We start from the raw sequence: 25,945 nt of genomic DNA, 5'->3' as shown, positions 1-25,945 counted from the left end.
TCTGCTGACTCCTGCCGGTTCAGCCACGCCTTTCGGCGTGGTTTCCCAAGTTACTTGGTCCCCCGGCAGGCCTCCCCGGGTAAGAACGTTGCCTTTCCCTCCATCTACCCGCCCCATTTACTCTCGGCAGCCTTCGGTGACAAGGACTTCGCTTTGTTCGGCAAGCTCATCCAACTGCCGCTAGCCTCACCTGGGGTTCGTGGTCCTCGGGCCGGAGGTTTGCCGCTGGCTTCCTTCAGATTCCGCCTCGCGGCGGACACCCTTGCCTTAAGCTAACGCCTACTGCCACCTTCGGCGTTCGGGACTTCCACCCTAGAGACAACGCCCATGCCGGGCGCACTGAAAAAACCGCCGCGCCTCTAAAGCGCGACGGCATTTCCGAAAGCTAGTCGTTGCAACAACAGCGGCAACGAACGACAGCGGTTTGACCGGGTCGTAGGTTGATGACTCTCACACGGCGGCGTCGATGGCATCTCCTTCGATTCATGGCGATTTGCCCCCTTTCTGTCAGTGATATTGTACTATATGGGGGGAGGAAAAATTTGGTGTATCGTCGACTGCCCTGTACCGTTGCGGCTGTTACCGGCTGTCCCGTTGCACTTTCTCGATCAACCGATCGAGCAACCTCAGCACCATCTCCGAATTCTGCTCCAATTCCTTGTACTGGCGCTCCGCCTCGGCGCGGTTGCCGGCGTGGTAGGCGATGACAGCCTTGACGGCGCAGTCGTGGACCTTGTGGTGCGGCCCATCGATGGCGATGAAGTCAGGATCTCCTTTTAAGACATTGTCGCCGAAGTACCACCGGCCGAGGCGACACTCCCGATGGGAGTTGACCTCTTCCGGTCGGACCTCGATGACGCCCTTTAACATGTTTTCGATGCGGAGCTTCCAGAGCAGGTGATCCGATTTCGCCTTGGTCAGGATCTGCACCGGCGTCAGGTTGCCATCGTTTTCGATTTTGAAGCGCTGGACGTTGTTCATCAATTCGTTGGCGACGGCGCTCGTCTCCTCCGCTCCGGCGGCGATCGTCTCCATGGCCGCCGTCGTCTCCTCGACAGCCGCCGATACCTCATGGATATGGATGTTGACATTCTCGATGGCTGTCGCAACGGAATCGATGAGTTTCACAATCTTGTCAGAACTGGCCACATTTTCAGCCGTCACGCTGACGATGTTCTGGACAGCCTGTTCCGTATGTTGGACCGCATTGATGATGTTTTCCAAGGCTTTGCCGGCCTTCTGCACGACGATCACCCCGGCATCCACCTCTTCGCGGCTTTGCACCGTGGCGGCGACGGCTGCCACAGTGCTCTCGGTGATTTTTCCGATCAGCTGGCTGACCTCCCAGGCGCCCTTGTTGGACTGCTCGGCCAACTTCCGCACCTCATCGGCGACGACGGCGAAACCGCGCCCCGCCTCCCCGGCGCGGGCGGCTTCAATGGAGGCGTTGAAGGCCAGCAGGTTCGTCTGCTCAGCGATCCCTGTGATCATGTCGGAAATCATCCGAATCTGCTTCGAGTACTCTCCCAGGGTGCTCATGATCGCTTCCGTCTCTACGGTCTTTTCTTTGATTCTGCGCATCCTTCCGATCGTTTCGCCGACCGTCTCCTTGCCCATGTCGGCTGCTTCGATCATGAAATGCGAGTTTTCCGAGGCCTTTTGCGCCTGCGTGCGGGCGATCTGGATCAGAGAAGACAATTCCAACAGGACCGAAGAGGCGTCGACGATCGCTTGGTTCCCCTGCTCCGTCTCATTGGTGACTGATTGGATATTGTTGGCGATTTCCTGAATGGAAGCGGACACCTCTTCGCTCGACGCCGCCAACTCCTGCGAACTGGCGGCGAGATTTTCGGCGGCGTCGCGGATCATCCCCACCGTATCGGCTTGATTGCCCACCATCTGGTTAAAGGTGGCCGTCATCTGGCCGACCTCATCGGTCGAACGGACATTGCCGTAAGCCGTCAAATCGCCGGCGCCCACACGGCTCATACATAACTGCAGCTCGCTGATCGGGGCGGTGAGAGACCGGGTGATCAACAAACCGATCAGGTAACAGACGAGCATCAGCAAGACTGTCGTGATGATGACGATGATATTGGTCCGAAGGGCCAATGTATCAATCTCGTGATACAAGGCTTTAGCGACCTGCTGGTTGTATTCGGCGATCTCCTGTCGCAAAGAAATAACCTTGGTAAACTCATCTTGGTTTCCCCGAAAAACAGCGGCTGCCTCTTCCGCGCGTCCCTCAAGCGCCAGTTGGATCACCATATTGCGGACGCTTCTCGTGTATCTCAGCGACGTTTCCAACTCGTCCATCTTCTGTCTTTCATAGTCGTCAAGTTTAGTTTGTTTGTATCTCTCCTGCAAGTCATTGATGACAGACGTATTCTTATCAATCGCCTGGGCCAGTGCTTTCTTCCGTTCCCCGTCGCTGGTAATGATGATCTCCCACATCTTCGCTTCGCTGTCCCGGGCGAGCGTGCGGATTTCGCCCATCCACTCCACAGGCAGCAACCGATCCCTGTACATCTCTTGGGCGTTCCGGTTGATCTGGGAGAGGAAGTAATAGTTCACACTGCCCATGACGGTGAGAAACCCTAAAACAAAAAGGGTGTATAAGAGCAGCTTATTGGAGATCTTCAGTTTGTTCAGCCAAACCATGTCGATCCCTCCTCCGTTTCTTCAGCCGTCTCAAGTCCGTCTCGACCGGTCTTTTCTGCTCTCTCTGACAGCAAGGGGTGTTCATCACAGATTCGTGATATCTGTTTCATTATATAGCAGATACAGTCAATATACAATTTAAAAATCTATAACGCCTTGACACCAGAAAAACAAGCCGCGCTCCCTTGTCCACTGAATGATATCTATTATTCCTTGGTATAATGCCAAAAAATTAAGCCCCCCGAGAACGACTTTCCCGCTCCGGGGGGGGTTGATACAAGTTGCTGCTCTTGCTGGCTCTGGACTTTTTGGGTGGAAGATGAGACTAAGTTGTGATATACTCCCTGTGGAAAAAAGGGGGAGGCTTTCGTGACACCAAGTCAGCACAAAAAGGAAACAGCCGGAAAGACCCTTAAGCGGGGAGTTTTTCTCACCTTGGGCGCTTTGCTCGTCGCCGTGGCTCTGGAGGTGTTCCTGGTCCCCAACCATATCATCGACGGCGGCGTCGTCGGCGTGTCGATCATCTCCTCTTACCTGTTCCCGCTCCCGCTCAGCGCCTTTTTGCTGATCTTGAACATTCCCTTTCTCATTTTCGGCTACAAACAGATCGGCAAGACCTTCACCATTTCCACCCTCTACAGCGTGTCGGTGCTGGCCCTCGGCGTCCATTTCATTCATGGCTCTCCGACGGTGACGAGCGACTTTCTGCTTGCCGCCGTCTTCGGCGGCATCATCCTCGGCCTCGGCGTCGGCCTCATTCTTCGTTATAACGGCTCCCTGGACGGCACGGAGATCCTGGCCATCATCCTCACCCGCCGGCTTCCCTTTTCCGTCGGTGAGATCATCATGTTCTTCAATATCTTCATCCTCGGCAGCGCCGGCTTTGTCTTCGGATGGGATAAAGCCATGTACTCCTTGATCGCCTATTTCATCGCCTTCAAGACGATCGACCTTGTCCTCGAGGGTCTGGACGAATCGAAAGCTGTCACGATCATCTCCAACAATGCCCAGGACATCGCCGAGGCGATCATGGCGCGCCTCGGTCGCGGCGTCACCTACCTCTACGGCAAGGGCGGCTTTTCGGGCGAGGAAAAGGAGATCCTCTACGTGTGTCGTCACCCGCCTTGAGCTGGCCAAGCTGCGGCAGATCGTCCTGGATCATGACCCGGAGGCCTTTGTGGCTGTCGAGCATGTGGCCGAGGTGATGGGCGGGCGCTTCGCCAAGAAGGCGATCCACCCTTGACGGGAAAACATCTGCCGTTATACAATAATCGCGCCATTCATGTTCAAAAGCGCATAGGAAAATCTGAGGAGGAGCCTGTCACCAAGGGGTTCCTCTGTTTTTTTACGCTCTTTTGTTTTTTATCATTTTTTCTTTTCGTCTGTACGGAAACTATTTGCTTAGGAGGTTGAACTATGAAAGACATGGCCTTTATCGTTTCCATCATCGTCTTCGTCATCGCCTATGGGTTGATCATCTGGGAGAAGATCCCTCGGGCGGTGACGGCCATGCTGGGCGGCCTGACCATGATCCTGCTCGGCTTTCTCAATCAGGAGATTGCCATCAAGGACGACATCGATTTCAACACCCTCGGCCTGCTGATCGGCATGATGATCCTTGTCGCCATCACCCGCCGCAGCGGCGTCTTTGAGGCCCTGGCCATCTGGTCTGCCAAGGTGACGAACGGCAACCCCCTCCGCCTGCTCGGCCTGTTGTCGCTGATCACGGCCTTCATGTCGGCCTTTCTCGACAACGTCACCGCTGTTCTCCTGATCGCGCCTGTCAGCATCATCCTGGCCGACACGCTGAAGGTCAACCCCCTGCCCTACCTGATCGCAGAGATCCTGGCCTCCAACATCGGGGGCACGGCCACCCTGATCGGCGATCCGCCCAACATCATGATCGGCAGTTCGACCGGCCTCGGCTTCATGGACTTTATCATCCACATGGCGCCGATCGCGGTACTGATCCTGTTGGCGACGACGTCCCTGCTGCTGGTGGTGTACCGCAAGGAGTTCTCCTCGGCGATCGAAAACCGCGATGCGATTCTGGCCATGGATCCAGCCGAAAAGATCAAGGACTGGGCGCTTCTGAAAAAATCGCTTGCCGTCCTCACCCTGACGATCATCGGCTTTGGCCTTCACAGCCTCCTGCACCTGGAATCGGCCACCATCGCCCTGACCGGCGCCATGCTCCTGATGATCGTCAGTCGGGAAGAGCCGGAGGAGATCCTGCTTCTTGTCGAATGGCCGACCATCTTCTTCTTCGTGGGGCTCTTCGTCCTGGTCGGCGGTTTAAAAGCGACGGGCGTCATCGCCGCGCTGGCCCAGTGGGCGCTGGACATCACTCAAGGCAACACACAGACGGCAGCGCTGCTGATCATGTGGCTCTCTGCCATCGCCTCCGGGTTTATAGACAACATCCCCTTTGTCGCCACCATGATCCCCATGATCCATGAGATGGGCGCCCTCTCGGGCATGGAATTGGAACCGGTCTGGTGGTCTCTGGCCCTGGGCGCCTGCCTGGGCGGCAACGGGACGCTGGTGGGCGCTTCGGCCAACATCATCGTTGCCGGCATCGCCGAGAAAGCCGGCGTTCCCATCTCCTTCAGGAAGTTCTTTCTCGTCGGTTTTCCCTTCATGCTCCTCTCCGTCGCCATGGCCCATGTCTACGTCCTCGTCCGTTATTTTTAAGGCTTCTGACTGGGGGCTGTCAGGCTGAGGGCATTCGTATAGATGCATAAAAAAAAAAGGAGGGTACAGGCTGAACAGCCTGTTCTCCTCCTTTTTTCTTGGTTATCGATTTCCTGTGACCTCAACGTTCGGTCCACGTTTGAATGATATCGATCCGCCCTCGCCGATGGCTGCTGCCTTTCATTGAGCCAGCGAAGATACGGTACCACCGCCTTCGGCTGTCCCGACGAGGTCTTTGGCGCAGAGCGCCGGGGCCGGTCGCTCCATCGCAGCAGGCGGCGTTACGCTTCGTTGTTGCTGTCGATGTCGATGATGACAGCGATTTTTATTTGCCTCCCACCAGAGCGTTGATTTTTTCGATGAAGGCTTCCTCGCTGGGAACCTGTCCTACCGCGACTACTTCATCATTGATCATCAAGACCGGAATCGTGATAAAGCCATGCTTCATGACTTCCTTGAAATCATAGACCTGCTCCAACGAATAGGCGACACCCATTGTCGGCAGAACCCGCTCAACGAGCGCTGCCATCTCTATACAGTTTTTGCACTTCCGCCCGAAGATCTTCACGTTTAGCATCTCATTTCCTCCCCCGCCTGTTTGCTTCTATAGTCGAACAAAGGGAAGAGGAAGTCAACAAAGGGAAAGTTAAGAAAGGGTTACGATTCCTTGCGCTTTGCGCCTCCACTTCCTGGTTTCGGCTCACCTTACGAACACCTTCGTCAAGGGGTATCGTCGTTGCTGAATCATACAGGTAAATGTTTTGTCGTCCCCCACGATTAAAAGGAGAATCTTAAAAAGGGTACAGCGGGCCTCTGTCGAAGCTACTTAGCAGCGACCATTACTCCGAGGGGGGTTTTATTTTATCATGAGTCTATGCAAACGTTGTGAACAGCTGCCTGCTCCTTTGGCCGATCAAGGGGTTCTCTATATCGCTCCACCGGTTGCTTTAACATTCAATCACCTTTGCCAGGCAATTGAACAGATTGGGATTGCTTACTCGAGGCCGTCTAGAAAATAAGCAAATTCCCTAGCCAGCCCTTGCAAAAGCATGATTTTTTAATACAAACAGCAAAAAACTAGAGTCTTTTTATCGGTCTCACCGGCCCTTTTTGAGGATTTTCCTCAAAAAGGGCAGATCTCCCCCTTGCACCTTATGCGGCTTTTTTGAAAGCAACACCGCGTAAGGCACTCACCTCCAACACCATGGTTGCATTCTTATCATTTCGTAGACGGTTGAGTTTTTGAAAGTTCGCCGCTAACGCGCTGAGCCGGGCGGCATAAGCCAGATTTCGTTTTCCGATACGGCGAACCCGGCGCAGTCCGTAACGGTTGACCAGTTCATTTTGCTTGGCTTCGATGCGGCTGCGAAGACGCATCTGTTCCTTATAGATTTTCGTTTGGGAGTGCTTTGCCGCCTCGAGCATGACACCATAGGCGTTGTGAATAAAAATCGTGCGCCGATGTTTCTTTTCTTTAAAACAGGTCGTGTAACGAGGGCAGTGCTTGCAATCATGGTCCTTGGCGCGAAGCACGAAGTTCTTCCCATCTGCCACTTCCGAATAGGTGGTGATGACTTTTCCTCTCGGGCAGATCAGTTGTGTTTGGTCTTCGGAAACTTGAAATCCCTCGCCCGCGAGGATATCACATTTTGTCTTTGGTGAAAGTGGCGCCACTACGTCAATGCCTTTTTCCTTGAGGGTGACACGGTCATCGCCCGCACCATAGTGGGTATCTCCAATGATCGTCGGGTTTTCTACACAATCGGTGGGAAGCTGATCCGCTAACGGCACCAGACTGGAGCCGTCATAGTCGTTGGCTTTCATGGCCTCGGCGGCGGCGATAAATCCGGAATTTCCGACTTCGACGATGGCCATCTTATACCCGCGCCATTTCGTCTTGCCCTTACAACCGAAACGGGCTTCGCTGTCTACAGCCGAAACTATCATATCTTTGACAGAACCGCCGGGGGCTATCTCAAGAGTTCCATCATCTTTCCGAATGATTCGTTCACGGAGGATACGGCAAAGCAAAAGGGCGTAATGAATGACATCGGGCTTCTTCTTCCACGAAGCCTCCGATGACTCCACGTAGGCCAGCAGTTCGTCAGCCTCGCTGACCACTTCAACAAGCCGTTCCATTTTGGCCTTATCGTCCAGGTTATGCTCTTTCACTTCCGTCACTGTTTCCAGGTAACGTACCGCCCGAGGGGCATGGGGGATTGCATGCCATGGAACACTGTATTGCTTCGCCAAAAGACGCACCAACAGGCGCATGGCTTGGCGGATCAGTTCGATGGTCGTGGGGGCACTGATGGGAGCTATGACATGGGTCGTGTCCGTTATCCAAGGTTCTTTCCCTGTCAAAACGCCCAGGTAGTACATCAACCGGATAAAGCGATCGAGATAGACCTTATCAAGTTCCTTTTGGATGAGCCGTTGCCGGTGGACGCCAAAATTGGCGTGATCAATGCCCGGTTCATCGAGGGCCATTCCTAACGCAAACTTGACCTCGATGTTCACACGTGTCTGTGCTTCCATCCCCCGGTCTGTTTCGCCCAGCATTTCCTGTAACATGCAGGCCATCGTCATCTGCCGGGCCGCATGACTGGGACGTCCGTTGTCAAGGCAATAGAGACCTGTAAAATCCTCCGGTTGTATTAATAGGGGCGCCAATTCACGAAACAGGCGAAAGACGGAATCGGCAGGCACAAGTTGGTCCCAGAGGGCTGCAAAGTCGTAAAAGCTAACTTGGGGGTCCACATCGAATCGAAACAAGGTACATCGCCTCGCTATAAACAGTCTTTGTACCTATATCCTTCGACGCGAAGAGTCGAATTCCCTTTAAATTCCACCAATTTCCATATAAAAACGTCTTGCTTTTTGCCCTCTCTTGAGGGGGTTTTTAGACAGACTCTACTCGCTTTTTTCCACCGAGATTGTGGCGATTCATCTGGCTCCGGGCGTACTCACCCAACTGGGCACCCTGTTGCCGACGGTGCTGAGTCGCGCCGAGATGGTCGATTCACGGTCGCTCCTTCTTCCGCCGGGACAAAACCCGACGATACAGGATTTGTTGCAGGTACAGCCACTGTATCGGTTGGTGAGCCGGATTCAGGGGGATTGGCTGGTCGAGATTTTGAAGGAAAACCGAATCGTCACCTATTTTCAACCCATCGTTCAGTGTGATGAGCCGGAACGCCTTTTCGCCTATGAGTGCTTGCTTCGCGGCAAGGATCGAAACGGCGGGATCCTGTCACCGGGGCGGATATTCGAGGTCGCCCGCGATGCCGATCTGTTGTTTCAACTGGACCGCATTGCCCGGATCACCGCCATCGAAGAGGCCACGCGGCATTCCATTCAATCGACCTTATTCATCAATTTTAACCCTTCTTCTGTGTACGATCCGGCGACCTGCCTGCGGACGACCATCGAGGCAGTTCGTGAAGCCAAGATTCAACCGGAGCAGGTCGTTTTCGAAGTTGTCGAGAGCGAACAGATCAGCGATGCGCAACACCTGAGAACAATCCTGGACCATTACCGCAATGCCGGATTCCAGGTCGCCCTGGATGATCTGGGAGCCGGTTATTCATCCTTAAACTTGTTGACCCATCTGCGGCCTGACTTTGTTAAGCTGGACATGGAACTGGTGCGGAATGTGGACAAAGACGCCTACAAAGGCGAGATTACGATGAAACTGCTGGAGCTGGCCCGGCGGTTGCAGATCAAAACGATCGCCGAGGGGGTCGAGCGCCCGGAAGAATGGCGTTGGTTGAAAAAGCACGGCGCTGACTACGTGCAGGGCTATCTTTTCGCTAAGCCGGCTTGTCCGCCGCCGCTCCCGACCTGGTCGGATAAGCTTTAGCCCGCAATGACGGCCAAAGCGCCCGACTCGACACCATGCCTCAGCCGGCTCCCAAGGTGGACAAGCTTATCCCCGCAATGACAGCCAAGGCGCCTGACTCGACACCATGGTTCAGTCGAGCCTAAGTTATCGATTTCCTATGGCCTCAACGATCGATCCCCGTTCGAATGATGTCGATCAGCGCCTGCGGGTGACCGTGGCCTTTCATCTCGCTGACGACGGTGTCAACATCATAGGCCACTTCCCGGAAAGTGACGGCGACGGCATCGCCGAGTTGAATCAACGCATAGGTTGCGTTGGGATTCCCCTGTTTCGGCTTGCCGACGCTTCCCACGTTGATGATATGAACCCCGTCGATAAGTTTGTGGAAGGTCTGATGGGAATGGCCGCAGATCATCACATTGGCCGGAGTGAGTTTGACCAAAGCGCGCAGTTCTTCAATGGGCGTGTTCATGCGCAGGTATTCGTTGAGGCGGCGGGGCGAGCCATGAAAGACATGGATGAGCCACTCGCCGGGCGCCGGCTTCGGCGGGTTCGCATACCGCTCTATCGCCTCGTGGTAGGATCGGATTTGAGGGGCCTTGTCTTCCATGGTATCAAAGGCAGGATCATACATCGGATAAAGGCCTGGGAGCGATTCGGGCAGCAAAGGAACGAGCGCCGGCAGTTGCGGCAGTTTATCAATGCGGTAAAACAAGTGATAGGGCAGACTGCGCAGATGAGCCTTGTTTTTCTCCTCTAGGGTTTCCCTGGTGAAGCGGATGGAGAATTCACCGACAGCTTGCGCCGTTTCCGACGTGTAGTCGCATCCGCAGATCAGACGAAAGTTCGCCACGGCGTCATCGTAGTTCCCCATCACTGCGGGGATTTTTGCGTCGATGATCTTCTCAACCACCTCGTTGGGCCGGGGTCCGTAGCCGACGAGGTCTCCGGCGCATAGCACCAAGTCCGGATGCTGGGACTCGATATCCCGCAGGACAGCGTTGAGGGCTTCGGCGTTTGCGTGGATATCGGCGATGACAGCGATGTTCACTTGCTTCCCACCAAAGCGTTTATTTTGCTGCATATCTTTTTCCCCTCCGCCAAACATTTGATTCTATATTCGACCAAGCGGCAGAGGAAAGTCAATAACAGCTCGGTTAAGAAAGGGTTAGGCTTTTTCGCCCATGCCTTTTCAGGGCCGGCATGGGCTGCTTGCAGCAGACGACTCCGATACGTGCACACCCCAGACGCCGCACCGCCTGCGCCATCTTGTGGCCCTTATAGGACCTTCTGCGGGACTTGATGAGTACAAAACAATGGAGGTCACCTATGATTATGCTACATCCCTGGCCATCACAATATAGAATGAAATACCTGTAAATAGGACGAATATGGGTATCAGCATGGTCCAGACAAAGGGAATCCTGAATCCGTGAGTCGACTTGGCAGTACCCCAATGATTTTCCACAAAAAGTAATTCGTATTACAAGAATTTAATCCAATTTCCTTAGATAGCAATTTGAACACGTCGCCTTATCAAAGAAGGTGGTGCCGTCAAGAAACGAGATCCATAAAAGCGTATAGCAAAGCTAACCTTTGACACATTTTACATCCAAAGGTCTATCCCATCGAATGAATTTGATTTTTTAGGAAATTCTTGCCGTTTACGAAAAAGCAAGATAGAGATCCTTAAACGTTGCGTACCAGGGACTATGCGCCCCGAGCCGGAGCTTCACTTGTCTGGCATGTCTCACCAATCGAGACGCAATGGTGATCACATTTTGAAGTACCGTGCGTATCCGGCGGCGCTGCGTATGGGCCTTTCTCTTTAGGGGAGAATCCGGATGGTGTAAGCTCATTTGACCAACGATGCGAAGCAGGTTATAGGCAAGCGCACCGAAATGAAAGACCAGATCATTGACCTTAAATTTTCCACTAGGCAGTCGTTCCAAATCAAGGTCCGTTTTTAACTCGCTATGGAATTGCTCGCTGGTTCCGTGATCTCTTTGCAAATGGATCAATTCTTCCGGCGAGACGGGTAACGACGTCCAGTACGTGGCCACTTCTAACTCTGGAAGCAGCAATTGCTGCCCATTGGACAAGATGGTTCGTTCCACGACATGGAAAACCACCCGTTCACGTTGTTCCATATTGCCGACCTTCCACATTACACTGCCCATATACTCCACTTTTCCTTCCCGAACAATTCGGGCCTGCCCATTTTTAAGGGCGATGTCCCTCCACATTTCGGGAGTTTCTTGGCGAAGGTTGCGTTTGATTATGTAGAGTCTGTCTAAAAACCCCCTCAAGAGAGGGCAAAAAGCAAGACGTTTTTATATGGAAATTGGTGGAATTTAAAGGGAATTCGACTCTTCGCGTCGAAGGATATAGGTACAAAGACTGTTTATAGCGAGGCGATGTACCTTGTTTCGATTCGATGTGGACCCCCAAGTTAGCTTTTACGACTTTGCAGCCCTCTGGGACCAACTTGTGCCTGCCGATTCCGTCTTTCGCCTGTTTCGTGAATTGGCGCCCCCTATTAATACAACCGGAGGATTTTACAGGTCTCTATTGCCTTGACAACGGACGTCCCAGTCATGCGGCCCGGCAGATGACGATGGCCTGCATGTTACAGGAAAATGCTGGGCGAAACAGACCGGGGGATGGAAGCACAGACACGTGTGAACATCGAGGTCAAGTTTGCGTTAGGAATGGCCCTCGATGAACCGGGCATTGATCACGCCAATTTTGGCGTCCACCGGCAACGGCTCATCCAAAAGGAACTTGATAAGGTCTATCTCGATCGCTTTATCCGGTTGATGTACTACCTGGGCGTTTTGACAGGGAAAGAACCTTGGATAACGGACACGACCCATGTCATAGCTCCCATCAGTGCCCCCACGACCATCGAACTGATCCGCCAAGCCATGCGCCTGTTGGTGCGTCTTTTGGCGAAGCAATACAGTGTTCCATGGCATGCAATCCCCCATGCCCCTCGGGCGGTACGTTACCTGGAAACAGTGACGGAAGTGAAAGAGCATAACCTGGACGATAAGGCCAAAATGGAACGGCTTGTTGAAGTGGTCAGCGAGGCTGACGAACTGCTGGCCTACGTGGAGTCATCGGAGGCTTCGTGGAAGAAGAAGCCCGATGTCATTCATTACGCCCTTTTGCTTTGCCGTATCCTCCGTGAACGAATCATTCGGAAAGATGATGGAACTCTTGAGATAGCCCCCGGCGGTTCTGTCAAAGATATGATAGTTTCGGCTGTAGACAGCGAAGCCCGTTTCGGTTGTAAGGGCAAGACGAAATGGCGCGGGTATAAGATGGCCATCGTTGAAGTCGGAAATTCCGGATTTATCGCCGCCGCCGAGGCCATGAAAGCCAACGACTATGACGGCTCCAGTCTGGTGCCGTTAGCGGATCAGCTTCCCACCGATTGTGTAGAAAACCCGACGATCATTGGAGATACCCACTATGGTGCGGGCGATGACCGTGTCACCCTCAAGGAAAAAGGCATTGACGTAGTGGCGCCACTTTCACCAAAGACAAAATGTGATATCCTCGCGGGCGAGGGATTTCAAGTTTCCGAAGACCAAACACAACTGATCTGCCCGAGAGGAAAAGTCATCACCACCTATTCGGAAGTGGCAGATGGGAAGAACTTCGTGCTTCGCGCCAAGGACCATGATTGCAAGCACTGCCCTCGTTACACGACCTGTTTTAAAGAAAAGAAACATCGGCGCACGATTTTTATTCACAACGCCTATGGTGTCATGCTCGAGGCGGCAAAGCACTCCCAAACGAAAATCTATAAGGAACAGATGCGTCTTCGCAGCCGCATCGAAGCCAAGCAAAATGAACTGGTCAACCGTTACGGACTGCGCCGGGTTCGCCGTATCGGAAAACGAAATCTGGCTTATGCCGCCCGGCTCAGCGCGTTAGCGGCGAACTTTCAAAAACTCAACCGTCTACGAAATGATAAGAATGCAACCATGGTGTTGGAGGTGAGTGCCTTACGCGGTGTTGCTTTCAAAAAAGCCGCATAAGGTGCAAGGGGGAGATCTGCCCTTTTTGAGGAAAATCCTCAAAAAGGGCCGGTGAGACCGATAAAAAGACTCTAGTTTTTTGCTGTTTGTATTAAAAAATCATGCTTTTGCAAGGGCTGGCTAGGGAATTTGCTTATTTTCTAGACGGCCTCTATGTAGTCAACATTCTCTGCGCGGAGGACACGTATGTTATCGACGCTGTCAAAGCCGGAATCCATGCGTACCAGAAGCTTCTCAGCTCCGCACTGGCGTGCGTAATTGATGCTCTTTGTTAAGAACTGGGGCGTTCCTTTCTGGCTATGATCTTTGCCCGGACGCAGCTCAACGTTTATGCAGTAGCCTTCCTGACCGAGGTAGGCCAGTATGGGCGCAAAGCCATCATGACCTTTGTAGGTGCGCGTCACCCCCTCTTTTTTGGAACCGGAATTATCCAATGGCGTCACATCTACGTCTACCGTCAGATAGTCTGTAGCGCCGACCCGAACAGGTGTCAGGGGAGCTTTTGCTTTTTTGATGAGACGAGCAGATTCTTCCATAATGATGTCGTTCCATTTCAAATCCGTCTCAACAACCTTTTCAAATCGTTGTCGTAACGTGGGACTGGAGGGTACGATGTCGACGCCCATGGCGTATCGAAAAAAGTCATCTCCACGAGCCAGCTCAATCGCATCGAAGTCATTCTTTCCCTGACAGAGAAGGCCCAGGTAGCTCAGAGCAACAGTTCCGTGGCTTATATCTGGTGTCAAACAAGTGGGCACAGTGAACTTATCCAATCGCAATTTCAATGAAGTCTTTCTTAACAAGGCGCCCACGAGCGCCAATCCAGTTACCGGTGTAAGCTCCTCATTCGATTGCTCGATAATGAACTTCTTCATGGTCATGCATTCACCCCGTCGGTGAGTTTAAATCACTCCGATTAAACTCGTTTATCTCTATTATACGGGGAAATGCGCTGAATTTCGACTATTTACTTTTTATCCTGTCACTGATTCAGGGGAATGAAAAACTGATTCCAACCGACATGTTGTAAAACGACAAAGGTAGGAATGGCGGTCGGAATGAATGGTCCCACACTGCTGGATACAAAAGATACGAAGTTCAGCACCACGAAAAGACCTGCACCCACCAGCGGTGGAACGAAGTGCTTGGTCCATAAGCCAATGCAAATGATGATAGGAACCAGCATGAATTGCATCAGCGTCGTTTCCATGGCCAGTTGGAAATTGCGAATAAAAAGGTTCCAATCCAAGGGCGTCGATGTGAACTTCCACCCAAAAAGAAATGTCACAGCCGTCGACACCAACGATAACAGCATCACAAACAAAAATACGGTGATTATCTTTGATACAATGATCCTGGCGCGGCTTACAGGCAATGTGAAAAGGTTGATGATGGCCCCGCCTTGATATTCCTGTACAAATACATAGGAAGCCACTGCTCCAAAAATAAAGGGATAGAACAACAGATGGTTAATCTGAAAAGCAACCGCAAAGAGTTCATCCCAGCTTTTGAACTGTTGGGTCTGACTCATTGTCTGGAGCGACGAAATGAGCGCAAAAAAGGGGGCGACAACCGAACCAAGGAAAGTCATCCATACCATTCGGGAACGTTTCCATTTCGTCATTTCTAATCGAATGCTCAAGATCATCTTGTCTCCCCTCCTGTCAGACGCATGAAGCGATCCTCCAAAGTCTCTTTTTGAACGGATAAATGAAATACATCAACCCCTGCCTCAACCAGAACTCGGTTCATGGCGTGCGGTTGTTCTAGCTGCTCAAAGACCTGGATTTCGCCGTCGTCAAGCAAACGAAGCTGTTGAATCCGAAGCTTTTCTTCCAATATCTGTACTGCGCGATGTGGATTCGAAGATTTCACCGTGAGATACTGCTTCCCCTTCCGCTCCAATTCATCCATGGCGATCTCTTCGACCAATTGACCTTGATGAATGATGCCGACCCGATCGGCCAACTGCTCAATTTCCGGAAGAATATGGCTAGAGACAAAGATGGTGATATTTCGATATTTACTCAAATCTCGAATGATGTGGCGAATTTCTCGAATCCCGGCCGGATCGAGTCCATTCGTCGGTTCATCGAGGATCAACAATTCCGGTTCATGCAGTAATGCTCTGGCGATACCCAATCGTTGTTTCATTCCTAACGAGAACTGATTGACCTGTTTATCGGCAGCCTGCCCCAGCCCCATAAAAGAAAGAATCTCGTCAACGGCCTTCAGATTCGGCAGACCAATCATTCTCGCGTTATAGAGAAGATTTTCTCGTGCCGTTAAGTGGGTATAGAACCCCGGATACTCAATCATGGAACCAATGCGGCGAAACATTTCTTGCCCGAAGGATTCCTTAGGGCGGCCAAAAAGTCGAATCTGACCTTGAGATGGGCGAATCAGGCCCATGATCATCCGTATCGTCGTCGTTTTCCCTGCGCCGTTTCTTCCCAAAAAACCATATATCTCCCCAGTCCTCACGGATAGATTCAAGCTTTTGACCGCCCAGGTTCCGTTGTAAACTTTGCCCAGATTCGAGACTTCTAAAATTGGTGTCCTCTGCTGCATGTCTTTCTCCCTCCCTCAGATAACAGTATATCCGAGGAAGTTTACAGAGACTTTTCTTCAACCTTAACCTTTCCTTAAATTGATCGGTCTATGCGGAAGGCCATTGGATGATAAAAGAAAGGCCTCCCTCCGCGGACGGTTCTGCATATAGATTGCCTTTTTGCATGCGCAGAAGTTGCCGGGAAATCGCCAATCCCAATCCAAGGCCTTTCGACTTTCGTTGCCGTTGAAAGGGCTCAAAGATATCATCATCGACTTCCGGTCTACCTTTCCCGTTGTCTTCAATGACCGTCTGTCTTTTATTTACGTCCAATCTCACGCGTATTATGGTCACATCAAGGGCATGATCGATGGCATTTTGAATGAGGTTTCGAATCACCCTTGCAACCGTTTCCGGATCAATGGTCACGTTGGCCACCAGTGGAATTTCGGCAATCAGTTGAATACCTCTGGCTTCCAGCCCCGGTAAAAATTCTATCAGCACTTCACGGTGGGTTTCTGCAAGATTGATGGTTTGGGGAGAAAGCTGCTCTTGATGCAAGTCCAACTTGGCCCACTCAAAGAATCGGTTCAGGGTGTTGAGTAACGTCAGTCCTTTATAGTAAGCCGTTTCTATATATTCGTCTTTCTTATCGGGATTCGTCAGCCCTTTGTGCACCGCTTCGAGATACCCTAATACAGATGCCAGCGGGGTTCGCAGGTCATGGGTGATGGCGGTGATAAATCGCCTGCGCTGTTCATCGTCCCTACGCTTGTTGCTCTCTTGTATATGCAATTGTTGGAGAAGGATATTGACTTGCGCTGCGATCGGATGAAGCAATGAAAGGTGCGAATAAAAACGTACTTGTCGATTTCCCTGAATCGCTTCCGCCAGCAGCCGTTGCATACGCCTGACTTCTTGATAAACAATCGCCATAAACACAACGCCTGTTCCCAAGAAGACGATAAAAACAACAGCAGCCCATTTGAACAGGTTCATTTCCCACATACCAATCGATACCCTAATCCGCGAACGGTTTGCAATCGCTGCGGGTTAGCGGGATCCTCTTCGATTTTATTTCTCAATCGGGAGATGTGAACCATGACGGTATTGTCATCATGGATAAACTCTTTTCCCCACACACTTTCATAAATCTGCGCGATCGTTACCACTCGATTCGGTCGCTCAGCCAAATATTTCAATAGAGTGAATTCTTTGGCTTTTAATGAGATCACGTTGCCCTTTACTTTTACTTCAGTGGTATCACAATTGATTTCCAAGGACCCACAGTGAAGAATGGTTTCCTTTCCCACTTGATTTTCGGTGATATGATGGGTTCCCTCTGTTCGTCGCAAAACCGCCTTTACCCGAGCCGTCAATTCGATTAGGCTGAAGGGCTTCACAATGTAGTCATCGGCTCCGAGAGTAAAGTTGACAACTTTATCCATGTCATTATCTTTTGCCGTTAACATGATCACGGGTTTGGATGTTTTCCGACGAATATATTGCAATACCTCACTGCCATCCATGTCCGGAAGCATGATATCCAAAATAAATAAATTAAATTCTTCCACATCGATGGAATCGATGGCGCTCTTTCCATCATGAGCCATCAGAACCTGAAAACCTTCGCTTTTTAGCTGATCGGCCACCAGTTTGGCTACATCGATTTCGTCTTCGACGATTAGAATTTTTCTCATGGAAATCCCCTTTTGAATCTCATCTAAAGCATTCTATCTGTCTTTATCATTCCCCAGTTCTTCCATCAAGCCGGCGGTTTTGAGCGTCGAATCTTATGGACAAGCGTTCGTTGCGTATACTACGACATATACCGCTTACAACGCAACGGAGGTTAGAGAGATGACCGGACCAACCAGTAGGAAACCGAATCGGCTGATCCAAGAGAAAAGCCCTTACCTCCTCCAGCATGCCTATAACCCCGTGGAATGGTATCCCTGGGGAGAAGAAGCGTTTACAAGAGCCAAAGAACAAGACAAGCCTGTATTTTTATCAGTGGGATATTCGACTTGCCATTGGTGCCACGTGATGGAGCGCGAGTCCTTCGAGGACGAGGAAGTGGCCGCCTACCTGAACGAGCACTTCATCTCTGTCAAGGTCGACCGGGAGGAGCGCCCCGATGTGGACCATATCTACATGACCGTCTGCCAAGCCATCACCGGCCATGGCGGCTGGCCGCTGACGGTGATCATGACGCCCGACAAAAAGCCCTTTTTCGCCGGAACCTACTTCCCCAAGCGCAGCCGCCAGGGCTTGGCGGGCCTGCTCGATATCCTAGAAGCCGTCGTCGATCAGTGGAAGAATGATCGGGGCAAACTGGTGGCCGCCGGCGACCGGGTGACCCAACACCTGCAACGAGAGGTCCAAGCCAACAGCGCCGGCAGCCTCGACGATGCGTCGATCCTGCGCGGCTATGCGTGGCTGCAAAAGCGCTTCGACGACGTCTACGGCGGCTTCGGACACGCCCCCAAGTTCCCGACGCCCCACAACCTGCTCTTCCTGCTCCGTTGCGACAAACTGATCAATGCGAAAGAAGCGCTGCCGATGGTAGAAAAGACGCTCCGGCAGATGCACGCCGGCGGCATCTACGACCACCTGGGCTACGGCTTTTCCCGCTACTCGACCGACGAGAAGTGGCTCGTCCCCCACTTTGAAAAGATGCTCTACGACAACGCTCAACTGGCCATGGCCTACCTGGAGGCGTACCAAGTCACCGCAAAGGACGAGTACGCTGAGGTGGCCCGGGAGATCTTCTCCTATGTGCTGCGGGACATGCACGCGCCCGAGGGCGGCTTTTACTCGGCCGAAGACGCCGATTCGGAAGGCGTCGAAGGCAAGTTTTACCTCTGGACGCCCCAGGAGGTCAAGGAGATCCTCGGCGAAGAGACGGGCAAGCTCTTCTGCCAGTGGTATGATATCACCGAAAAAGGCAACTTTGAAGGCCAGAACATCTTAAACCGCATCGACGCCGACAGGCGCCCCTTCACGCCGCCCATGGGCTGGCACCAGATCCTCACTGACGCTGAAGAGAAGCTCTTCGTCGCCCGAGAAAAGCGAGTCCATCCGCTTAAAGATGAAAAGATCCTCACCGCCTGGAACGGCCTGATGATCGCCGCTCTAGCTATGGGCTTTCGCATCCTCTACGACCGCTCCTACCTCGACGCTGCCATAGGCGCCGCCGACTTCATCTGGGAGAAACTGCGCGACGACAAAGGCCGACTGCTCGCCCGCTACCGCGACGGCGAAGCGGCCTATAAGGGCTATATCGACGATTACGCCTTCATGATCTGGGCGCTCATCGAACTGTACCAGGCCGACACGAACCCGCTCTGGCTGAAACGGGCGCTGACGCTCCAGGAGGACCAGAACCGGCTTTTTTGGGATCCCGATCAGGGAGGCTACTTCTTCTATGGCAGCGACAGCGAGGAACTGCTGACGCGACCCAAAGAGATCTACGACGGCGCCACCCCTTCAGGCAACTCCGTCTCCGCCCTCAACCTGCTCCGCTTGGCCCGCATCACCGGTCGCAACGCCTATGCCCGACAAGCGGAGACGCTCCTGGAGAGCTTTTCCGGCAACATCAACGCTCAGCCGGCCGGGCACACCTTCGCCCTCATGGCGCTGCTCTTCGCCCGCAGACCCGGCAAAGAAGTCGTTGTCGTCGCCGACCGGAAGCGGGAAACCTTTCGGCAGGAGTTGGAACGGCTGCACAGCCCCTTTTCCCCGGAAACGGTCTTCCTATACCGGCTGGCCGATCGTGAGTACAAGGACCTGGCTGAGTTGGCTCCTTTCGTGGAGAATATGGCGCCCCAAGGCGATAGTCCCACCTACTATGTCTGCGAAAACTTCGCCTGCAAGCCGCCGACGACGAACCCGAGAGAGGTCTGGGAGATCCTGGCCCGTTAACGGCCGTTCTGATTTGGAAAGGGTAGGCTGTTCACTCAGACAAAAATCAAACCTTCCCATTGCGCAACCACAAAAAGCCGGGAGGCGGCGCCATGAAGCGCTCCTTCCCGGCTTTTATTTATGCTTCCGTGAAGAGTCCATCACTTAAAGTAAGATTTGCCTGATAAGGGTATGGTCTGTATAATTGTACTTAGCTGCGCCTCGGAAGAGGCTATCATAGGGACAAACCATTCCGCACCGAAGGGAGCGATTCTTATCCCAGTCGCACAACATATCCGCGCGCAGATCAGCCAGTCCTCCTGGATCCGCAAGATGTTCGAAGAGGGCGAGCGCCTGAAACCGATTTACGGCGAAGACAAGGTTTATGACTTCACCATCGGCAACCCGAACAACGAACCGCCGGCCGCTTTCCGGGAAGCCCTCTTGGAATTGGCCAGCCACCCTGTTCCCGGCATGCACCGCTACATGAGCAACGCCGGCTACCCCGAGACCCGCCAGGCTGTGGCCGACGCCCTCAGCACAGCCAGCGGCAAAGCCTTGACCGCCGACCATGTGGTGATGACCGTCGGCGCCGGCGGCGGTCTGAACGTCGTCTTCAAGACGATCCTCGACCCCGGCGACGAGGTGATCATCTCCGCTCCCTTCTTTGTCGAATATAAAGGCTACCTTGCCAACCATGGCGGCAAGGCGGTCATCGTCCAGTCAAAGGAAGACTTTCAATTGGACCTGGACGCCATCGCCGCAGCGGTGACGGCGAAAACGCGGGCTGTCATCATCAACTCCCCCAACAACCCTACCGGCGTCGTCTACCCCGCCGACAGCCTCGACGCATTGAACCGACTCTTGGAAGCCAAGGGCGCCGAGTTCGGACGAACCCTGTTCGTCGTCTCCGATGAGCCCTATGCGAAAATCGTCTACGACGGGGTGACCGTTCCTCCCGTCTTCGCCCACATCCGCAACAGCATCGTCGTAACCTCCCACAGCAAAGACCTGGCCTTGCCTGGAGAGCGCATCGGCTATATCGCCATCAGTCCTGAAATCGAAGAAGCGCCCCTGCTTTTCGACGGCTTGGTGCTGGCCAACCGCATCCTGGGCTTCGTCAATGCGCCGGCCTTGATGCAGCGCCTGGTGGCTAAACTGCAGAACGCATCGGTGAACATCGACGAGTACCGGGAAAAACGGGATCTCTTTTACGACAACCTGACCGCCATGGGCTACGAGATGGTCAAGCCTCAGGGGGCCTTCTACCTCTTCCCCAAGTCTCCCCTGGCTGATGACGTCGAGTTCGTCCGGCGCGCCCAGAAGTACAACATCCTCCTCGTCCCCGGCAGCGGTTTCGGCAAGCCCGGCTATTTCCGCATCGCCTACTGTGTCGAGAAGCGGATCATCGAAAACTCGCTGGAGGCCTTCCGAGCGCTGGCGAAGGAATTGGGACTGCCCGGTTAGACGAAGGGAAATAAAAAAAAGCCAAGCAAAATGCTCCGGCTTCCTGCTAAACAGCGAATCACCGTGATTGAACCCTGGTTCTTTTCCAGGGTTATTCTTTTGACCGGTCTATCTTTTTCTTCAACCGGCTCAAGTTTTTCATTCCTCGGCTGATCTCCATCGCATGAGCCTCTTCTGCATCGAGTTCCTGGGCGATGGACTCCAGCGCATCCCAAGGATTTACCCGTTCTCCACAGGTGAAAATGTCAACGGCGGCATATCCCAGTTCCGGCCAGGTGTGGACCGTCAGGTGGGATTCGGAGATGACGACAACGCCGCTGACACCTTGCGGTTCAAAGCGGTGAAAGACCACTTCCCGAATATCGGCCCCTGATTTCTCGGCAGCGCGAATCATGATCGCTTCCACCGTCTTCACGTCGTTGAGTTTATCGGGATTGCATTCCCATACTTCAGCCAGCAACTGCACACCGAGGGGATTGCCCAACACATTCATCCACAGCAGATCTCCTTTCAGATAGCATTATTCCTCAAGGAGCCTGCAATTATTTTTAGGCTTATTCGGCTTTTCTAGACCTTTCCTCTTCGTAAGCCGCCAACGCCTGCCGGTGAATCTCTTTGACAGGCAGATTCCCCCGGCGCGCCGCCGCCTGACAGTCATCAAATTCGGGATGGATGTTGACGACGCGCCCCCCTAAGATGCCTCGCTTCAGTCGAACCGGACCGCCATCGGTGGTCACCGTCACCCAGTCCCGATCCAAGCAGGCCCGCCGCTCCAGGCGGGAGCGAACACCGAGCGTCGTCGACTCGGCAAAGAGCTGCTCCAGCACGACCGCCCCGCGCTCCGGTGGACAAAGCACCGTCAGGTGGCAGCCAAGACGGCCTTTCTTCATCATCACCGAAACCGCTTGCACATCCAGCGCGCCGGCATCAAAAAGCCGAGCTGTCAGGGGCGAGAGCCACTGAGGATTCATATCATCAACGGTCGTCTCGATGACCTGTACATCCTCCCACAGGAGCGCCGGCATAGCGCCGGCGCTATTTTCACTCCCGCCCCGTTGCATCTCCCCCAGGCAAATTCCTGCCTGTCCGACAAGGGAATGATGTACGCCATCATGACCTTGAGCACCTTGCCCAAGCACCTGACCGCGTCCCTCACCGTAACCGCCCTGGTCGCCGTGACCGACATGACCCCCATGGCTGCCATGTCCCTGTCCATGCCTGTCGCTATGTCCGTGGGCATGAGCCGTTCCGCCGATGCAGACGAGCCAGCTTTTCCCCGCTTCTTCGCGCCGGCCGAGCAGCAACCGCAACACATTGGGCCGGTCCTTCGCCGGCCGGGTGCCTGCCCCGTGGCCGATCCGTTCGATCCGCAAAGGCATCCCTTGCGAATGGCTGTCATGGGGACGCCCCAAGGTTGTGCAGAGGGCAGCGCCGGTCGGCGTGACCAGTTCACCTTCCCCGCCGCCGAGGTAGACGGGGAAATCACGGACGAGGTCGGCCGTAGCCGGCGCAGGGACGGGCATCACCCCGTGGGCGCAGCGGACCGTGCCCGATCCGAGCGGCAGGGGCAGGACGAGGATCTCCTCCACCTTCAGGTATGCCAGCGCCCAGCAGGTCCCGACAATGTCAACGATGGCGTCGACAGCGCCCACTTCATGAAAGTGAACCTTTTCGACGGGACAGCCGTGCACCTTGGCTTCCGATTCAGCCAGACGCGTAAAAACCCGGATGGCCATCTCCTTCACAGAGGCCGCCATGGCGGAATTTTCGATGATCTGCGCCACATGATGGAGGTGGCGATGGGGCTGGGGCCGGTCATCGAGAAGGACCTCCACCTTCGTGGCCCGGATCCCCTTGGATATAACAGAGTCACAGCGCAGTTCGTAACCGTCGACGCCGAGCCCTCGCAAGGCTTCCGTCAGTTCTTCCCAGGGAACACCCAGGTCGACCAGGGCGCCCAGCCACATGTCACCAGCCGCGCCGGAGACGGGATCGACGACGAGGATGTTATGACCATTCGTAGACGCATCATTCCGACAGCCCTGGGCATATTTACAGCTTTCCCCATGACCATGGCCGGCCGTTCGCCCCTGTCCCCGTCCCGTTGCATGCGATTTTTTATAGGCATGTTCATGGCCGTGGCTGTGGCAATGGCCGTGATCGTGGCTCTGGCGATGGCTGTGATCGTGAACGTGGTCATGCTCATCGCTATTACACATCGTGGAACCTCCCTGCTTCACGGCTTCCGCTGCGGACGATCGTCGCCGCCAAGGCCGCCGCGCCGAATCCATTGTCGATATTGACGACACCGACGCCGAGGGCGCAAGAGTTCAGCATGCCCAGCAACGCCGAGAGACCGCCGAAATTGGCGCCATAGCCGATGCTCGTCGGCACGGCCACAACGGGGATGTCCACCATGCCGGCCACGACAGAGGCCAGGGCGCCTTCCATGCCGGCGATGACGACGATCACCTGCGCCTCCTTCAGTTCATTCCGTTTTGATAACAGCCGGTGCAACCCGGCCACACCGACGTCAAAGATCCGCTTCACCCGGCATCCCATGGCGAGAGCGCTGACAGCAGCCTCCTCGGCCACCGGCAGGTCAGCCGTGCCCGCCGTAACGACAGCGATGGTCCCGATGGGCCGCTCGTTTTCTTCCGGCACCCGCAGGGTGATGACCTGAGCCAGTTCGTGAAAGACCGCTTCAGGAACCTTGGCCTGGACGGCAGCAAAGGCTTCCGCCGTGCAGCGCGTCGCCAGCACCGGCAGCCCCGTCCGGGCCAACCGCTCGAAGATGACCGCCGTCTGTTCCGGCCGTTTGCCGAGGCCGAAGATGACTTCAGGAAAACCCTGGTGGATAGCCCGGTAGTGATCGACTTTGGCAAAACCGATATCCTCATAGGGCCAACCTTTCAGCCGATCGACAGCCTCTTCCACAGGCATCTGCCCGTCCTGAACCGCCCGCAACAGATGGGTCAGCCTCGAATGATCCATGAAAACCGACTCCTCCCGACAAGTTCAATCCTTATCATACCACAAGTGTAGCAGTATGTAGCCTGCTGGTAATTATTCGGCGATTTGTCCACTTACGCTTTACCTTTGTCCGCTTACGCATAAACAAAGAAGCTTCTGAAGCGAAGCGCCCTCCCTTTGCAGAGAGGGCGCAACGTTATTGGACGTTATTGTCTGAAGCATTTTCATCTCAAGCGCTTGTTCCAAAGCTTTTTTTCTAACTGACCAGCCAGCCTTTCGGCAGCCTGCCCGTCCTATCCGACGATGACGCCGACGCCGTCGGGGATGACGGTGATCTCTGCATCATCGCCCTTGACGGCTTTGGCCATAGCCAGCGCCTCCTCAAGCGTTTTCGCGTAGTCGAGGTGCATGTCACGGAAAAGGCCTGCCAATTTGGGGTCGCTGACCATGATCACCTTATGCTTGATCAGCATGCGGCAGAGGATCTGCGATTCCCACTGATCAGCCGGCGTGTCTTCTTTGGCTGTCGCCAGGAAAGTGTCCATGGCAGCCTGAGGAGAGGGGAAATCGGCCAACTGGTGATAGAAGTCCTCGCCGCCAAGCCCATCGGAGCAGCCGGCGACCATGATGATGACAGCGCCCGGCTTGGCCGTCGCCTCTGCCGCTGTCATGCCTTTGACAGCTTGATACAGGTTCTGGTCGAGGGGATAGCCGCCGTTCGTGGAGATGACGATATCGCCGGGGATCGGCTTGACGGCCACCAGCTCACGGACAAAAGCGCAGCCCTTGAGGTGGGCCTCGACGGTGTCTCCGGCCACAGCATAGATGATCTCTTTTTGGGCGTTGATCACCACGTTGAGGATAAAGGCCAGCTTGGCCTTTTCGGCGGCGAAGAGCATATCGCGGTGAATCGGGTTGTTCTCCAGGTTGCCCGTGCGGGCATAGGGGCTGGAGATAAAGGTGGAGTTGTGGTTGTACATGACCGTCTTGCGGGAGGCGACACCGGGCAGGACGCTCTTGCGGCCGCCGGAGAAGCCGGCGAAGAAGTGGGGCTCGATGAAGCCGTCGGCCAGGAGCAGATCGGCCTCGACAGCCAGCTTGTTCACCCACAGTTCGCCGCCGGAAGGCAGGATGCCCAAAAAGGCCATGTCCTCATCTTTTTCCGAGAGGTGATTGACGATCTTGACCTCGTCGACGACCTTCTGACCGAACTTGGCCAACAGTTCCTCGTCGGTCGTCGGGCGGTGCATGCCGGTGGCGACCAGGATGGTCACATCGGCGTCAGGGTTGCCCTTTTTGATCTCTTCGAGCATGAGCGGGATATTGATATGACTCGGCACAGGGCGGGTATGATCGCTCGAGATGATGACGATATTCCGCTTCCCCTTGACGAGTTCCGACAGGGGCGGTGAAGCGATGGGGTTGGCCAGGGCACGGCGGACGATCTCTTCTTGAGTTCCACCCGGGGTGTATCCGTGGTTCTCCGGGGTCAGCAGGCGCACCTTAGGGCCCGGCTCCAGGGGAAGCTCCAGGTGGGTCTTATGATAGGGCAACTTAATCAAAAACATCGACCCCTTTTCGTGATAGTGGTGACAAAATCATTATAACGAAAAAAGTGGTCTTTCGGAAGGACGTAAAAGAGCCCGTTGAAACCATCGTCACCGCTGAAGGAAAGGGGCTTGATCTGCATGCCCGGATAAAAAGTCGGCAAACCGGTAGGCATCGGCGCCAAGATCGCCGACACCGTGGGGACCGGGCAACGAGGTGGGGTGCAGCGGCACCCCGCTTGCGCGTTCCTGCAAC

The 25,945-nt window shown here is 54.2% G+C and carries 17 protein-coding genes and 4 pseudogenes; 6 read left to right on the top strand and 15 right to left on the bottom strand.

All coding sequences use genetic code 11. The annotated features are described in order from the left end of the window. Positions 1-579: 579 nt before the first annotated feature. Positions 580-2,661, bottom strand: a complete 2,082-nt coding sequence (locus HM1_RS07490; protein ID WP_012282739.1) for a methyl-accepting chemotaxis protein — start codon at positions 2,659-2,661, stop codon at positions 580-582. Between the two features lie 369 nt (positions 2,662-3,030). Between HM1_RS07490 and HM1_RS07485 the strand changes: the two are divergent. Together HM1_RS07485 and HM1_RS07480 are read left to right on the top strand one after the other, a co-directional pair. Next, a pseudogene (locus tag HM1_RS07485) lies at positions 3,031-3,904 on the top strand (YitT family protein). Between the two features lie 182 nt (positions 3,905-4,086). Continuing rightward, a complete protein-coding gene (locus HM1_RS07480; RefSeq protein WP_012282734.1) occupies positions 4,087-5,355 on the top strand; it encodes an ArsB/NhaD family transporter in 1,269 nt (422 codons plus the stop codon). Between the two features lie 325 nt (positions 5,356-5,680). Here the strand turns inward: HM1_RS07480 and HM1_RS07475 are convergent, their stop codons facing one another. Together HM1_RS07475 and HM1_RS07470 are read right to left on the bottom strand one after the other, a co-directional pair. Next, positions 5,681-5,932, bottom strand: coding sequence for a thioredoxin family protein (locus HM1_RS07475; protein WP_012282733.1), 252 nt, complete (start codon positions 5,930-5,932; stop codon positions 5,681-5,683). A gap of 575 nt (positions 5,933-6,507) precedes the next feature. Further along, a complete protein-coding gene (locus HM1_RS07470) occupies positions 6,508-8,130 on the bottom strand; it encodes an IS1182-like element ISHmo2 family transposase (protein ID WP_012281187.1) in 1,623 nt (540 codons plus the stop codon). Positions 8,131-8,293: 163 nt separating this feature from the next. On the opposite strand from HM1_RS07470, the gene HM1_RS07465 reads away from it, so the two are divergent. Further along, complete coding sequence (locus HM1_RS07465) at positions 8,294-9,217, top strand: EAL domain-containing protein (protein WP_148207106.1); 924 nt, start codon at positions 8,294-8,296, stop codon at positions 9,215-9,217. A gap of 145 nt (positions 9,218-9,362) precedes the next feature. Here HM1_RS07465 and HM1_RS07460 read toward each other — a convergent pair whose 3' ends face one another. Both HM1_RS07460 and HM1_RS07455 read right to left on the bottom strand, forming a co-directional pair. Next, positions 9,363-10,283 carry a metallophosphoesterase family protein gene (locus tag HM1_RS07460; protein WP_012282731.1) on the bottom strand — a complete coding sequence of 307 codons (921 nt, stop codon included), beginning with the start codon at positions 10,281-10,283 and terminating at the stop codon, positions 9,363-9,365. Positions 10,284-10,863: 580 nt separating this feature from the next. Beyond that, positions 10,864-11,484: pseudogene (locus HM1_RS07455) on the bottom strand (IS1380-like element ISHmo1 family transposase); the annotation flags it as partial. A gap of 139 nt (positions 11,485-11,623) precedes the next feature. Between HM1_RS07455 and HM1_RS07450 the strand changes: the two are divergent. After that, positions 11,624-13,248: pseudogene (locus tag HM1_RS07450) on the top strand (IS1182-like element ISHmo2 family transposase). Positions 13,249-13,400: 152 nt separating this feature from the next. Here HM1_RS07450 and HM1_RS07445 read toward each other — a convergent pair. From HM1_RS07445 to HM1_RS07425, 5 genes and pseudogenes are all read right to left on the bottom strand, one after another. Next, positions 13,401-14,129, bottom strand: a pseudogene (locus tag HM1_RS07445) (IS1380-like element ISHmo1 family transposase); the annotation flags it as partial. A gap of 101 nt (positions 14,130-14,230) precedes the next feature. Beyond that, a complete protein-coding gene (locus HM1_RS07440) occupies positions 14,231-14,896 on the bottom strand; it encodes an ABC transporter permease (RefSeq protein ID WP_012282726.1) in 666 nt (221 codons plus the stop codon). Further along, the gene (locus HM1_RS07435) at positions 14,893-15,819 is read right to left on the bottom strand and encodes an ABC transporter ATP-binding protein (RefSeq protein WP_012282725.1); all 927 of its coding nucleotides are present in this window, start codon (positions 15,817-15,819) and stop codon (positions 14,893-14,895) included. Before HM1_RS07435 ends, HM1_RS07440 begins: the two co-directional genes overlap by 4 nt. 88 nt (positions 15,820-15,907) lie before the next feature. Continuing rightward, positions 15,908-16,807 carry a sensor histidine kinase gene (locus HM1_RS07430; protein WP_041313548.1) on the bottom strand — a complete coding sequence of 300 codons (900 nt, stop codon included), beginning with the start codon at positions 16,805-16,807 and terminating at the stop codon, positions 15,908-15,910. Then, positions 16,795-17,499 (bottom strand): response regulator transcription factor, encoded by a 705-nt coding sequence (locus tag HM1_RS07425; protein WP_012282723.1) that lies wholly within the window; start codon positions 17,497-17,499, stop codon positions 16,795-16,797. The genes HM1_RS07430 and HM1_RS07425 overlap by 13 nt, the downstream gene beginning before the upstream one ends. A gap of 160 nt (positions 17,500-17,659) precedes the next feature. Here HM1_RS07425 and HM1_RS07420 point away from each other — a divergent pair, with 160 nt between their 5' ends. Continuing rightward, positions 17,660-19,723 (top strand): thioredoxin domain-containing protein, encoded by a 2,064-nt coding sequence (locus tag HM1_RS07420; protein ID WP_012282722.1) that lies wholly within the window; start codon positions 17,660-17,662, stop codon positions 19,721-19,723. Between the two features lie 255 nt (positions 19,724-19,978). Next, complete coding sequence (locus HM1_RS07415) at positions 19,979-21,169, top strand: pyridoxal phosphate-dependent aminotransferase (protein ID WP_041315020.1); 1,191 nt, start codon at positions 19,979-19,981, stop codon at positions 21,167-21,169. Positions 21,170-21,260: 91 nt separating this feature from the next. Here the strand turns inward: HM1_RS07415 and speD are convergent, their stop codons facing one another. The 5 genes from speD to HM1_RS15775 all read right to left on the bottom strand — a co-directional run bounded on the left by speD (position 21,261) and on the right by HM1_RS15775 (position 25,944). Beyond that, positions 21,261-21,662, bottom strand: coding sequence for an adenosylmethionine decarboxylase (gene speD / locus HM1_RS07410; RefSeq protein ID WP_012282720.1), 402 nt, complete (start codon positions 21,660-21,662; stop codon positions 21,261-21,263). Between the two features lie 61 nt (positions 21,663-21,723). Next, a complete protein-coding gene (larC, locus tag HM1_RS14605; RefSeq protein ID WP_012282719.1) occupies positions 21,724-23,388 on the bottom strand; it encodes a nickel pincer cofactor biosynthesis protein LarC in 1,665 nt (554 codons plus the stop codon). Beyond that, positions 23,381-24,163 (bottom strand): nickel pincer cofactor biosynthesis protein LarB, encoded by a 783-nt coding sequence (gene larB, locus HM1_RS07400; protein ID WP_012282718.1) that lies wholly within the window; start codon positions 24,161-24,163, stop codon positions 23,381-23,383. The genes larC and larB overlap by 8 nt, the downstream gene beginning before the upstream one ends. 272 nt (positions 24,164-24,435) lie before the next feature. Beyond that, positions 24,436-25,710, bottom strand: a complete 1,275-nt coding sequence (larA, locus tag HM1_RS07395) for a nickel-dependent lactate racemase (protein ID WP_012282717.1) — start codon at positions 25,708-25,710, stop codon at positions 24,436-24,438. Between the two features lie 90 nt (positions 25,711-25,800). Next, the gene (locus HM1_RS15775; RefSeq protein ID WP_187147761.1) at positions 25,801-25,944 is read right to left on the bottom strand and encodes a hypothetical protein; all 144 of its coding nucleotides are present in this window, start codon (positions 25,942-25,944) and stop codon (positions 25,801-25,803) included. Position 25,945 lies beyond the last annotated feature (1 nt).

The sequence above is a fragment of the Heliomicrobium modesticaldum Ice1 genome, from assembly GCF_000019165.1.
GTDB lineage: Bacteria > Bacillota > Desulfitobacteriia > Heliobacteriales > Heliobacteriaceae > Heliomicrobium > Heliomicrobium modesticaldum.
This window is presented reverse-complemented; position numbering and strand designations above follow the sequence as displayed.

Excerpts from the sequence above, each read along its gene's own strand:
- larA (WP_012282717.1), bottom strand. The coding sequence starts at position 25,710 with ATGTTTTTGATTAAGTTGCCCTATCATAAGACCCACCTGGAGCTTCCC.
- HM1_RS07490 (WP_012282739.1), bottom strand. The coding sequence starts at position 2,661 with ATGGTTTGGCTGAACAAACTGAAGATCTCCAATAAGCTGCTCTTATAC.
- speD (WP_012282720.1), bottom strand. The coding sequence starts at position 21,662 with ATGAATGTGTTGGGCAATCCCCTCGGTGTGCAGTTGCTGGCTGAAGTA.
- HM1_RS07475 (WP_012282733.1), bottom strand. The coding sequence starts at position 5,932 with ATGCTAAACGTGAAGATCTTCGGGCGGAAGTGCAAAAACTGTATAGAG.
- HM1_RS07430 (WP_041313548.1), bottom strand. The coding sequence starts at position 16,807 with ATGTGGGAAATGAACCTGTTCAAATGGGCTGCTGTTGTTTTTATCGTC.
- HM1_RS07440 (WP_012282726.1), bottom strand. The coding sequence starts at position 14,896 with ATGATCTTGAGCATTCGATTAGAAATGACGAAATGGAAACGTTCCCGA.
- HM1_RS07425 (WP_012282723.1), bottom strand. The coding sequence starts at position 17,499 with ATGAGAAAAATTCTAATCGTCGAAGACGAAATCGATGTAGCCAAACTG.
- HM1_RS07480 (WP_012282734.1), top strand. The coding sequence starts at position 4,087 with ATGGCCTTTATCGTTTCCATCATCGTCTTCGTCATCGCCTATGGGTTG.
- larC (WP_012282719.1), bottom strand. The coding sequence starts at position 23,388 with ATGTGTAATAGCGATGAGCATGACCACGTTCACGATCACAGCCATCGC.
- larB (WP_012282718.1), bottom strand. The coding sequence starts at position 24,163 with ATGGATCATTCGAGGCTGACCCATCTGTTGCGGGCGGTTCAGGACGGG.
- HM1_RS07420 (WP_012282722.1), top strand. The coding sequence starts at position 17,660 with ATGACCGGACCAACCAGTAGGAAACCGAATCGGCTGATCCAAGAGAAA.
- HM1_RS07460 (WP_012282731.1), bottom strand. The coding sequence starts at position 10,283 with ATGCAGCAAAATAAACGCTTTGGTGGGAAGCAAGTGAACATCGCTGTC.
- HM1_RS07435 (WP_012282725.1), bottom strand. The coding sequence starts at position 15,819 with ATGCAGCAGAGGACACCAATTTTAGAAGTCTCGAATCTGGGCAAAGTT.